Origin of the sequence: Myxococcus sp. CA040A, assembly GCF_013336725.1 — a bacterium.
Lineage (GTDB): Bacteria > Myxococcota > Myxococcia > Myxococcales > Myxococcaceae > Myxococcus > Myxococcus llanfairpwllgwyngyllgogerychwyrndrobwllllantysiliogogogochensis.
Genome location: NZ_JABUMR010000011.1, coordinates 146,560 through 158,249, shown reverse-complemented (window position 1 = coordinate 158,249; position 11,690 = coordinate 146,560). Strand labels below are relative to the sequence as shown.

Here is an 11,690-nt window from a genome sequence, read left to right as displayed (position 1 = left end):
CAGGAGCGCGGGAGAATCACTCGCTCCAGTAGGTCCGCGTCATCAGGCTGAAGCCGGACACGGTGTCGACGAAGAACGCGACGTTGTTGCCGCTCCAGGGGTCGTTCGCGTAGCCGAAGTAGCAGCCCTTGAACGTGCGCCCGTCGGTGAGCGTGTTCAGGTTGTTGACGCCGTTGGTGACGACGGTGGGGTTGAGCTGGTTGTTGCGGTTGGCGAAGTTCAGCACGCCCGCGAAGTTGTTGCGAACCTCGTCGCCGTCCGCGGGGGTGGCGCGCAGGGGCGCGTCGAAGGGCGCCTCGCCCGGCTCGAAGCCGAAGCACTCGTCGATGCCGAAGTGGTAGTAGCGGTCACCCAGCACCTCGTACCAGTTGAAGTGACGGGCCATCTTCGCGCCGTGGTCCGGATGGGGCAGCGCGTTGACCGCGCCGATGAGGGCCTCCAGCGGCTTGCTGAGCGTGGCGGCGTTGCGGAGGTTGCGCAGGCTCACCGCGCCAATGCCGGGGGTGCCGCCAATGGCGTGGGCGGAGGTGAACGGGCGCTGGGTGAGCAGGTTCACCGCGCCGTTCCAGGCGTACGGCAGCACGTCGTGCAGCTCCGTGTCGCTGATGCTGTTCACCAGGGAGACCAGCTCCGCCTGGTCATCCGTGGAGACGGCGAGCTGGTCGATGATGCCGACGCAGGTGCTGGTGATGGCACCCTCGTAGCGCGCGCCGCTCTCGATCTGCGCAAGGCGGGCCTCGCCGACCAGCGGGACGGAGGACAGGTCCGCCAGGGATACGAAGTGGGACGTGGCGCGACGGGCAACGATGTTGCTCACCACGTTGCTCGGCAGGTACTCGTCGAGCTTCGCGAAGGTGGCGTTGTTGACGAAGGTGAGGATTCCCGCGCACTCCGGCGCCACGTCCACGTCGGCGATGGTGAGCGGCGCCTGCTGCTGCTCGTTCTCGACGGGCGCGGGGGACTGCGATTCGGTTTCGGCGGGAGCACAGCCGACGAAGAGACTCATGGACAGCAGGGCTGAACCGAGACGACGCATTCTGAAACTCCTCTTTGGGGGGACGACGCGAGACGGACGGCTCATACACCAATAACATGGGTTGCTGACAATCCTCGGGACAGAAGGATTTGTGTGCTCACGGAGAAGCCACGCACGCAGTGGCTTTCGTGAGACGTCCTTCCCTCAGGAAATCCAGCAAGTTGACGAATCTGTCACGTGTGGCGTTCTCTTGAATACACAGGCCGCCAGTGGCGCCTGTCGACACGTCTCGGGGGTGGGATTGATAACAGTCGAGACATGTTTCACGCCCGGTGCTGCGGGTGGCGCTTCGGGCGTGCGGGTGGACCGGCGCTGCGTGACGCCGCCGTGACACCGCCGGTGTCAGCGGACGGGGTTCACCAGGGTGAGGGTGACGGGAAGGACGTCGTGCCACGAGCCCCGGTCCTGGCGAGGGTGGAGCTGGCGGGTCCACTCCTCCGGCAGGAGGCGGATGCCGAGGGCGGCCTCGAGCGCGCGGTCGATGTCCTCCGGCGTCTCCACATACAGGTGGATGCTTCCGAGCTGGACGGGCCCCTCGAAGAGGAAGGCGCGCTCGCGACCGTGGTCCGCGTAGCGGGCCTCCCAGCGCACCTTCAGCTCCGCCCCGGTGCGGCTCAGCACCGTGAGCCGGTTGTGGACCAGGGCGGGGGCGTCGTTGCCGTACCAGGCCTCCCAGTCCCCTTCCGGGCCGACGACGAGTGATGACCACTCATCGAGCGTGGGATGTCGTCCGCCATTCGCATGGAGGACGGGGACGTCGCCGGCGACGGGGGCTGGCTGGCCGTCCTCGACGGTGGAGTGGGGCGGCTCCAGCTCCAGGATGTACCTCGCAGTGGAGCGCTCGGGCAGGTAGCGGTACTGGGAGGACCCCACATCCCGGGCCCAGGTGTCGATGCGGACGTCCAGCACGGCGGACGCCATCGCATGGCCGTGTCCGCCCAGGACGAGCGGCTTCTCTGGCGAGGGGGCGTCCGGCGGCACCTGGTCGGGCGCCTCGGGGTCGTTCCAGGGCGGCGCTTCCTCCGAAGCTGCTTCCGGTTCGGAGGGCGCGGGCGCTTCAGGGACGGGCGTGAGTCGTTCGAGGAACGCGCTGAAGGACGGCGCGTGGACACGGGCCACGAACAGGTCCGCTGTGTCCGTGTCCGCGTTGCTGTCGAAGAACCAGATGGTCCCGGCGGGCGAGTCCGGCCGGTCTCCGAGCTGGATGCCGAAGAGATTGATGGAGCCCCAGTGGCGGGCGAACGCCATCACGTCCGGCGGGAGGTGCTCGCCGCCGGGCTCGAGCCGCTCCCGTCCCTCCGCGCGAATGGCGAAGAGGGTGCCAAGGTGTACCTCGTCACCGAGCGCGTCCGTGGTACCGGTGGCGCAGCGGCCCAGCTCCAGTCCGTTGTGCAGGGTGAGCAGCTCCCGGTAGTCCGCGGGCAATGGATGCGGGAGGCCGCGCTCGAAGTGCTCCAGTTGCTCCGACGTGGGCGGGGACGGCTGGACGAGCGAAGCCAGGTGGGCCGAGAGGCTGGGGGGCAGGGGAGGCATGCAGGTGCGTTAGAGCATGCGCTCCCGGTGGCTTGAAGCGCTTCATCGATGCGCTGACTCCAGGGCGTTGCCCAGGCACCCCGTGAGCCACTGCGGGGGTGTTGATAGGGATTGCGCTCACGCCGCCAGGAGATTCTGGCATTGCGACGCGCATCTGGGACGGAGGTCCATCGAGACCTGGAATCAGGTGTGATTCTCTCAAGGCCACCGGAGTCCGGGTCGGGTAAGCCTCCGCGTGTCAGGCGTTCTTCGTTGTCTTTGTCGGGAGCCTGCTGTTGCCTTCCGCCCATGGACGAAAGCCTTCTCCCGGACATCCTCGATGCGCTCGGTCGTCAGCCTCGAGAGTTCGGCGCGGTACAGCTTCACGTGGACCCCATCCGCCGGTCCCCGGACGGCACGGAGGCGCGTGCCGTCATCTGGCTCCAGGCGGCCTTCACGCCCCTGCCACCCTCGACGAGCCTGCGCGTGGTCGACGTCACGACACGTCGAGAGGTGAGGAGTGGGAGCCTGCCCTCACTGGACGGCGGCAAGGTGCTGCGGTGGGTCCTTCCGCTGAGCCTTGCGGCCGACGTGAAGGAGCTGCTCTTCCTCCTCGCGGCCCCTGTCCCCGAGGACGCCACGCGGGTGCGTCCTCCCTGGCGCCTGTTCGACACGCTGGAGCAGGTGGAGGTCCAGCCGGTTGCCCGTCCCCTGTCGAGCACGCTCCTCAGGGCCGGAGTCTTTGCCTCCACCGGCGTGCTCGCCATCACCCTGCCCCCGTCCACGGGTCTGGGGCCTGGCGAGCCACGGACCCGGCGTCATGCGGCGCGCGCGATGCCGGAGGGCTTCGTCGCCGACGTCACGCCCGGCCCCTTCACACCGGACGCCGAGCCCGGCAGCACCGTCATCTGGGAGCCGGGTCAGACGTTGGACACCGCCCGCTGGGTCGAGGCCACGGGCGCGGCCGAAGGCTTGGAGCGCGTGCGATGTGCCTGTGGCGCCGTGGCGCCTCGCGACGCGGAGTTCTGCCCTCGGTGCCTGGCTTCCCTCGCGGGCGCCTCGCGCGAGGTGTCTCCTCCGGTGTCCGACTCCGACGCGCTCCCCGCCGTCATCGGAGCTCCGCCCGTCGAGGAACCGACGGAAGCCACGACGGCGCGATGCCCCCGGCACCCTCGGGTGGAAGAGGTCCAGACCTGTCCGCGCTGCGGAGGGTTCTTCTGTGAAGCCTGTCTTCCGGAGGCGCTCGCGTCCGAGCGAACGCACTGCGCTGACTGTCTGGCGAGAGAGAAGGAGCCCGCGGTGCTCCGCCGCGCGTTGTTCCGGGACCTGGCCTTCATTCAATGTGGCGTGGCGGTGCTGAATCTGGTGATGGGCCTGCTCGCCACGATGACCTCCTCCGAGGCCGAGCCCCTCGCGGGAGTGCTGGGCACCGTGTGCTTCGCGACCCCGTTCCTGGGACTCGCGGGCCTGCTGGTGCTCACCCGGAGCCCCATCGTCGGCTGGGTTGCCTTCGCGTTCGCTACCCTCTTTGGCCTGGCCGCCTTCTTCCTCGGCGTCCATCTGCTGGGTGGCGTCATTCTTGTTTCCGCCGTCATTTCCTATTTCCAGCTCTCCAAGCTGCGAACCCTGTCGAACCCACCCACGCCTACTGTGTGAAGACACACGGACAGCCGAATTTCCTGTCACCACGGCAAGCGCACTGCCTTTACGCAAAGGCAGTAACGAAAGTCTCGTAATCGCGATATTCGTGTAACGCCGTAAGCAGCAGGAACCCCAGTTCGAGGAGAGCACATGCGAAACATCGTGAGTGGACTGTTGGCGGCCGCGTTGTTGGTGGGCTGTGGTGGCAGCGAGCTGGACGCGCAGGAGCCGCTCCCCCAGGAGGACACCGTGAGCGCGATGGCGTCTCCGGAGTGTGACTCGTGCATCCCCGCGCGGAGCGAGTGTTACTCCACGGCGGAGACCTACCCGCAGAAGGTCATCTGCTCCTCGAACTACACGCTGTGCCGGCAGACGTACTGCAACTGACGACGTCTCCACGGCGCGCGCGTCCGTGAGCAAGCGGTCCGTTCCGGAGTATCGGAGCGGGCCGCTTGTCGTCGCGGGGTTGATGACCGCCGTCGTCCATGACCTGATGCCCGGCGCTGGATATCTCTGGCTGGGAGCTTCTGGAACATGGCGGCGAAGCAGGGTGCGGTGACGAGCTGGGGGCGTGAGGTTTCCTCGGGAGAGGCATGGGCGCGCGTGGAGTCGGCGGCGACGCCCGAGTGGAGGAAGCAGTTGTCCTCCTGGTGGAAGGGTGTCACCGACGAGGGGGTCCTGCTCCACGAAGGTGACCTGGAGGCGGACTCGCTGGTGGTCGGTCCAAGGCCGCTCGTCGTCTCCGGAAGTGTCCGACTGAAGGGGCTGCTCGAGGACGGACACGCGGCCGACCACACGCTGCTCGTCGTGCTGGGAGACCTGGAGGTGGAGAATGTGGCGACGGTCTCCGCCATGTTCATCGCGGGGAACGTCCGGATTCGAGGGCTCCTCTTCGGAGACTCGCTCGGCGACGACGTCTTCTCTGTCGCGGGTGGGTTGAAGGCGCGGGCGCTCGTCGAGGAGCACCACCACCTCCATGTCGCGGGCGCGCTCGACGTGGACGTCCTCGTGGGCAGCAAGCTCACCGCTCCGGGCAAGCCTCGCCAGAAACTGGAGCCGCACGAGGCGCTGCTGCGAGGGGCCTTCACGGTCGAAGAGGAGGACGAGGACGGCGTCGTCGACTCGACGCTGGACCGGAAGGGGCTCCTCGAGAAGCTGCGTAAGGGCAAGCCCGTGCTGGCGGACACGAGGCTTGGTCCGGTGGAGAAGGCGATTGTCGCCGCGAAGGAGAAGGTGACGAAGGGGGATAAGGCGCCTCGGCTCGGGCTCTCGCTCAAGAAGCTGAAGGCCATTCCCGAGGAGGTCTTCTCCCTCACGGGCTTGGAGGGCCTCACGTTGGACTCCAATCCCATCGAGGTGATTTCCCCCCGCATCGGTGAGCTGCGCGCGCTGCGCTCCCTCAGTGTGGAGCGCTTGCCGGTGAGCACGCTGCCCGACGAGCTGTGCCGGCTGCCCGCGCTCAAGAAGCTGAGCCTGCGCTACTGCGACAAGCTCACTCGCCTCCCGGAGGCGTTCGGCGAGCTGGAGTCCCTGGAGGAGCTGTACCTGGATGTCACGGGGCTGGACGGCTTCCCAGAGGTGCTGACGCGCCTGCCGAAGCTCAAGAAGCTCTGGTGGTGGCGCTTCTTCAAGACGCCTCCGAAGAAGCTTCAGGTGTTGGTGGACGGCCTGGGCCGGATGCCGAAGCTGACGCACTCTGGCTTCTTCCAGGGTGAGGTGACGGAGCTGCCCGCGAACCTCGCCCCGCTCGCGCGCCTCAAGCAGTTCAAGCTGGGCCTGGAAAAGATTCCCGCGACGGAGGTTCGGCGCCTGGAGGCGGCGCTGCCTCCAGGCCGACTGCACGTGGGTTATTGAGCCGCCCGCGCTGGGCCTGGATGAGAAAGCGAGGTGGTGGGCGTGAGCCTCTTCAGTGGACACCAAGGAAGAGGCAGGTACGGTGTCCGACATGTGGGAAGGAAAGAAGCCACACTGCCCCGACCTCTCTCCGCGCGGGAGGGCCGAGCGCCGGTGGCGCTGGTACGCTCCGGACCTGTCCTTCCGCACCCGGGCACGCTCAGAGCACCAGTGCCGTTAGCGCGTGCTGGCATACTCCAGAGCGGGAGCGCCTTGACCCCCAGCGCCCGTACTTGATTGAAGGACGTGACGATGCGACCGCGCGCCTGTGCCGCTCTTCTCCTCTTTCTCTCGGCGTGCGCTTCGTCGGCACCGAGCCCAAGAGAGCGTGTGACCCGAAACCCAAGGTTCGCCAACCTCCAACGGGCAGCTGAGCTGCCGTGGAAGGACCGGGGGCGGTGCGTCGTCCGTGAGTCTTCCCAGCCTTGGCCTGTACTCGCGGAGCGCTGCTTTCATGTCCTCGACCACGATCGGGTTCGGTTCAACGACCCGACGAGAAGATGTGCGGTCGCTTCGGCGGGCACGGTTGTCCTGGGATTCGGCCTCTGTGTCTTGGCTGCTCCCGAAATCGTCGTGGGCGCGGTGATCGTCGTGGGCGTCGTGGTGGTGGGAGTCGTCATCAAGGAAGCGCTGGAGGCATATGAGCTGAGGGGGAATGGCCGGGAAGAAGTCGAGCCCGAGCCCCAAACGAAGCCCGTCCCGCAGGAGCCCTCCGCGAAGGGAAAGCCCAAGCCAGAGCCATCAGGGCAGGATGGGTTCCCTCCGGTGCCGACCGAGCCCTTGGCACGAGATCGCCGCCCAGAATGCATACCCGTCCCGGTGCCGCACGCGGGCAACGATGCTCCGCATAACGAGTGCGCCGACAAGGTTCCGCCCAATCGTTATCCCGGAATGGACGTACTCATGGGCGGTGTGCGCTTCGATGCGCTGCAAGTCGGCGTGCGCGTGCTGTGGGAGATCAAGACCCATCAATTCGACACGTATCCTGACTTTGTCCAGGAGCGGGAGGTTGAGAAGGAGTTGGAGCAAATCGAGAAGGAGCGAAAAGCTGCTGCGGCGTGCGGATATGACTTCGTCATTGGGGTGAGCACTCAAGCGCACAAGGACGCGCTGCTCGCTGTTGTTCCCTCCCTCAGGATCGTTGTCACGGGATGCAAACGATGACGCCCCAGAATCGCCTCGTTCTGACCGTCTATGCGCCCGCGCTTGTGGGTGACGACAAACGCACACTCGCGGCCGTTCATGGGATGGAGAAGGCGCTCCCCGGCTTGCGTCTAGAGTGGAGGGTTACCGGGGGGCGACGACTTGCTGCATTGCCAGATCGCGACTCATGGCTCGTCGAAAAGATAAAGGACGGGGGCTTCCCTCTCGTGTGCAACGGGGACGAGAGCTACCCCGTGACGGTGATGGGGAGGGGAAGCTCAGGACTCTTCGGTCCTGGCGGTCAGGCCCTGTTTGAAGTCCATGCGAAGTTGCCGCTAGATGCGACGGTTATCGCGGCAGCGGCGGAGCTGCTGGAGCGCGTAGCGGAGGGTACACGTGCGTTCTGGGGGCGTGCGACGCCACACGATGCCGCAGTGGACATCGCGTATCAGACAGCACCCACGCTGGAAGGGCCGCCGTCCCCACGCCGGGGGCTGCCAGCCCTGAAGGTGTTCGAGCACATCCGCTCGCCCGAGATTCCCTATTACCTGGGATGGCTGAACTACTGGTCTGCCGCTGCCGCGCAGGTCATCGGATTCCCCGATTCTGCTCGCGATGCCGAGTTGCTCACGCGGGCGCGGCGCACGGCATCGGGAGGGTGGGTCGTGCAACTCACCGATGCGCCGCTCGACCTGGACAACCCTGCCCACCTGGACGCGCTCCTGCGCGCCTATGAGCGCTTCCCAGAGATCGGCGGGCGCTCCGCACGGTGACCCCTCGGTGCCGTGACGCGGGAGCACTGCCGAAATGGACTCGCGGATCGACGTGGAACACTCCGCACCGCCGAGCGTGCGAGCCACGCCCTGTCTGATGGCCGAGGCTCGTGCCATCCGAGGAACAGCCAGCCGAAGGAGCCGTGCGTCGCCTCGTCCTTCACGATGAGCCGCGGCGAGTCGGAGACGTGCGCCTTCCTGCTCGCGTTGCCCGGCGAGCGCCCCTGCGAGCGGGAAGAGCTTTCGGGCGACGCAGTGCGTGAGCACATGAGGACATTCATCGCTGACAGGGGAGGCTCGCGGATGCACCGTCTGTTGCGCCACATCCGGAGGTTCTTCCGACTCCAGCCAGGCAGGCCCGCGTGGGCGGCCGGCATCCGCGCGGCGCTGGCTGTCACCATTCCCTTCTCGCTCGCGACGCTGCTCGGCTTCAAGGACGCGGGCTGGACGGGACTCACCGGGCTGCTCGTGACGCTGGCGAATCCCGGAGGCGCGTACCGGGGCCGGGCGCGGGTGATGGGAGCGGTGACGCTGCTCGGTGCGCTCGTGGGGACCATCGCCGCGCTGGCGGGCGGGCGTCTGTTGCTGGATGCGACTCTGCTCCTGTTGGGGGTCTTCGTCCTGACGTTCGCCCGGTGTTACGGCGACACGGCGGGCTCGGTGGGCGAGAAGCTCGCGGTCATCTTCGTGGCGTCACTGGGGGCGCATGCCGTGGAGCTGGACGCGGCGCTGACGCGCGGAGGGGCGCTCCTGCTGGGCGGCGGGTGGGCGATGTTGCAGTCGTTGGTGCTCTGGCCGGTGCATCCCTATCGCCCGTCGCGTCGGTCCATCGCGCATGTCTACACGTCGCTCGCGGATGGGGCGAGAGACCTCGCGATGCTCTCGCGCGAGGGAGCCCCCGCCGAGGTCTGGACGGCGGCCACGACGCGGCATCTGCCGCTGCGCGCGAAGATTGAGCGAGCGCGGGAGACCCTGGCGTCCACGCGGGTGGGGCGCTCCGAGGAGTCGCGGCGAGGGGAGCACCTTCTCGTGCTCCTGGAGCTGAGCGAGCAACTGCTCGGGGTGTTGTTCGCGTTGGCACAGGCGATGGAGGTCGCCAGCCCCGAGCGCAGGCTGCGGCCCGTGCGGGAGCAGGTGGCGCGGGCGTGTGACTGGTACGCGGAGATTTCGCAGCGGGTGGCGACGGTGTCCCTGGCGCCGGAAACGGCGGCTGTCTACTGGCCGCGCTTTCCCACCCACCATGAGGAGCTGGGGCTCCGGGGGAAGTGGCTTCGGGTGGTTCCGGCCTCCGTGACGGAGCTGTTGACGCGGCTGAAGGGACACGCCGTCGCCGCGCAGCGGGCCGCCATGGCGATGCGGCGCGGAGACCCGGTGGAGGTGGGCAACGCCGAGTCCATGTTGCGAGCGAACCGGCGCCGTCCGCTGTTGGAGACGTTGCGCGCGAACCTGAACTCGCGGTCCGTGGTGCTCCGGCACGCGCTGCGAGCGGGCACCGTCGCCTGTCTGGCATTGGTGCTCACTCGAGTGTTGGGACTGGGCGAGGCGTACTGGGTGGTGCTCTCCGCCATCGGTATCCTCCAGCCATACTCGGCGAACACGGAGGAGCGCGCGCTCCAGCGCGTGACAGGAACGCTGCTGGGCGGGACGCTCGCGGCGGTGATTGCCACCGGGGTGGGCTCTCCGCTGGTGTTGATCGTGGTGATTGGGGTGCTGACCGCGGTCTCCGTGTCGCTGTTGCCGCTCAACTTCGGCGCGTTCCAGATTCTCCTCACGCCGGACTTCCTCCTGCTCGCGACGCTGAGCGCGGGGGACTGGTCCGTCGCGGAGAACCGGGCGCTGGGCGTGCTGCTGGCCTGCGTGCTGGCGCTCGCGGGGGTGTGGCTGTTGTGGCCGTATCCAGAGCGCAGGCGCTTCCCGGATGCGGCGGCGACGGTGCTGCGCGCGGATGGGAACTACTTCCGACAGGTGGCGGCGAGCCGCAGCGGTACCGAACCGGGTGTCAGCGCGGCGCGCAGGGACCTGGGGCTCGCGATGATTGACGCGGAGGCGTCCTTCGAGCGGCTCATGGCGGAGTACCGGGGGCCCGCTCACCGGCTGGAGCCGGCGATGGCGCTGCTCACGTACTCCCGGCGCCTCGCCGCGTCGGTGACGGCGCTGGGCGAGCAGAAGTCCGTGATTCCCTCCTCGGAGGTGCTGGACGTGGTGGCGCACAAGGCGAGCGGCACGCTGGATGCGCTCGCGGACTCGCTGAGGCAGGGACAGACGCCCCCGCCCATGCCGGAGCTCCCGCTGCGCCGCATCGCCAATGACCCGGTGTCGGGGCCGTTGGTGGAGCGGGTGCCCCGCCAGCTCGAAATCCTGCACGGCGCGGTGGAGAAGCTGGCGTGGACGTGAAGGGCGTGAGCTGACCTGGGAGGATTCCGACCCCAGACGCGCAACTGGAATTCGCGCTGAAGGCTCCCGCGAAGGCCGAGGAGGCCGCTCCAAAGCGCCTGTTGCGCGACGAGTCGCGGTTCGAGTCCAGGTCCCCGGCCAAGGCGCCCGTGGAGCCGAACCCGGGCAGCGGCTCGGGTGCCCCCGCCAAGGCGCCCACGCCCGGCAAGGTCGACATTGAAGGCATCTCCAACATGAAGGATCCGGTGGCCCGCAACCAGGCCATCACCCAGGGCTACTACGAGCTCTCCAACCAGATGGCGGGGCTGCTGGGGAAGGAGAACGCCAACTGGGCCACCTTTGGCGTCTGGGCCTCGAAGCAGGCGGGCGTGAGCATCCGGCAGGAGGACCTGCCGAAGGTGTTCATGGACCAGCTCAAGGGCGACAACAAGTGGCTCGGCGCCCTGACGAACATCGGCCTCGGCGCCATCAATCCGCTCGCCCCCGCGATGGCGGAGGCCCTGAAGGTCCCCATCAAGGACGCGCTGAATCGCGTCAGCGACGCCATCGCGGATGGCAACCAGAAGCTCTTCAAGGACATCGCGCCGGAGTTCCAGCGCTTCACGGAGACCTTCAAGGGCGACACGAAGTACGACGCCGCCAAGGTGGAGAAGTACCTGGAGGGTTTCCCGCCGGGGAAGGAGAACCTCAAGGCCGCCTTCGCCGACTACTCCAAGGCGATGTTCGAGAAGGACCCGAACAAGAAGGCGGAGCTGATGCTCTCCGCCAATGACCGGGTGGGCGTCCATGAGCAGAGCCTGATTCAGGGCGAGGTGGAGCGCGCCCTCAACGCCCCGCTCAAGGAGACCTTCGCCCCCATCGTCAAGGCCACCATCGACGCGGCTGGCAATGCGCTGCCTTTCCCGGCGAACCTCGCCTACAAGGGCGCAAAGGCAACCGGCCTCGTCGACAAGGCGGTGGACAGCGTCGTGAACGGCCTGACGGGCCAGTTCCGCAAGTTCGCCACCGAGCACATGATGAAGATTGGTCTGCCGGAGGGCATCCTGAGCCTGGGTGACGACGTGAAGCCCGGGGCGCAGGGCGCCTTCCCCGAGCACCTGCGCACCATCGAAAGCGGCGAGCTGAACCGGCTCCTGTCCCAGTACGACAAGTCGCCCAACTCGCTGAAGGGCTCGTCGGCCAATGACTGGTCCAAGTTCGACCAGCGCATGAACTACATCGTCGACCTGTTCCGCTCTCGCCAGGGCGACCCGCGCCTCTTCAACGCGCCCTGAGCCGCTTGCCAGAGGGCCTCCGGG

Annotated in this window: 9 protein-coding genes; 7 read left to right on the top strand and 2 right to left on the bottom strand. The window is 67.6% G+C overall.

Annotated elements, in window-relative coordinates; genetic code table 11:
• Window positions 1-16: 16 nt before the first annotated feature.
• Window positions 17-1,036, bottom strand: a complete 1,020-nt coding sequence (locus HUA75_RS39155) for a hypothetical protein (RefSeq protein WP_174489365.1) — start codon at window positions 1,034-1,036, stop codon at window positions 17-19.
• A 342-nt stretch (window positions 1,037-1,378) separates the two neighbouring features.
• Window positions 1,379-2,569, bottom strand: coding sequence for an SMI1/KNR4 family protein (locus tag HUA75_RS39150; RefSeq protein WP_174489364.1), 1,191 nt, complete (start codon window positions 2,567-2,569; stop codon window positions 1,379-1,381).
• A 288-nt stretch (window positions 2,570-2,857) separates the two neighbouring features.
• Between HUA75_RS39150 and HUA75_RS39145 the strand changes: the two genes are divergently transcribed.
• The 7 genes from HUA75_RS39145 to HUA75_RS39115 all read left to right on the top strand — a co-directional run bounded on the left by HUA75_RS39145 (window position 2,858) and on the right by HUA75_RS39115 (window position 11,666).
• The gene (locus tag HUA75_RS39145; RefSeq protein WP_174489363.1) at window positions 2,858-4,204 is read left to right on the top strand and encodes a hypothetical protein; all 1,347 of its coding nucleotides are present in this window, start codon (window positions 2,858-2,860) and stop codon (window positions 4,202-4,204) included.
• Between the two features lie 135 nt (window positions 4,205-4,339).
• Window positions 4,340-4,576, top strand: coding sequence for a hypothetical protein (locus tag HUA75_RS39140; RefSeq protein ID WP_141647061.1), 237 nt, complete (start codon window positions 4,340-4,342; stop codon window positions 4,574-4,576).
• Between the two features lie 147 nt (window positions 4,577-4,723).
• The gene (locus HUA75_RS39135) at window positions 4,724-6,043 is read left to right on the top strand and encodes a leucine-rich repeat domain-containing protein (protein WP_174489362.1); all 1,320 of its coding nucleotides are present in this window, start codon (window positions 4,724-4,726) and stop codon (window positions 6,041-6,043) included.
• A gap of 591 nt (window positions 6,044-6,634) precedes the next feature.
• Window positions 6,635-7,246 (top strand): DUF6310 domain-containing protein, encoded by a 612-nt coding sequence (locus HUA75_RS39130; RefSeq protein WP_371746304.1) that lies wholly within the window; start codon window positions 6,635-6,637, stop codon window positions 7,244-7,246.
• Entirely contained in the window at window positions 7,243-7,998 is a 756-nt protein-coding gene (locus tag HUA75_RS39125; protein ID WP_174489361.1) for a DUF5953 family protein, read from the top strand. The genes HUA75_RS39130 and HUA75_RS39125 overlap by 4 nt, the downstream gene beginning before the upstream one ends.
• A 303-nt stretch (window positions 7,999-8,301) precedes the next feature.
• Entirely contained in the window at window positions 8,302-10,392 is a 2,091-nt protein-coding gene (locus tag HUA75_RS39120) for an FUSC family protein (RefSeq protein WP_174489360.1), read from the top strand.
• Window positions 10,393-10,493: 101 nt separating this feature from the next.
• Window positions 10,494-11,666: a hypothetical protein gene (locus HUA75_RS39115; RefSeq protein ID WP_174489359.1), complete on the top strand. Its 1,173-nt coding sequence runs from the start codon at window positions 10,494-10,496 to the stop codon at window positions 11,664-11,666.
• Window positions 11,667-11,690 lie beyond the last annotated feature (24 nt).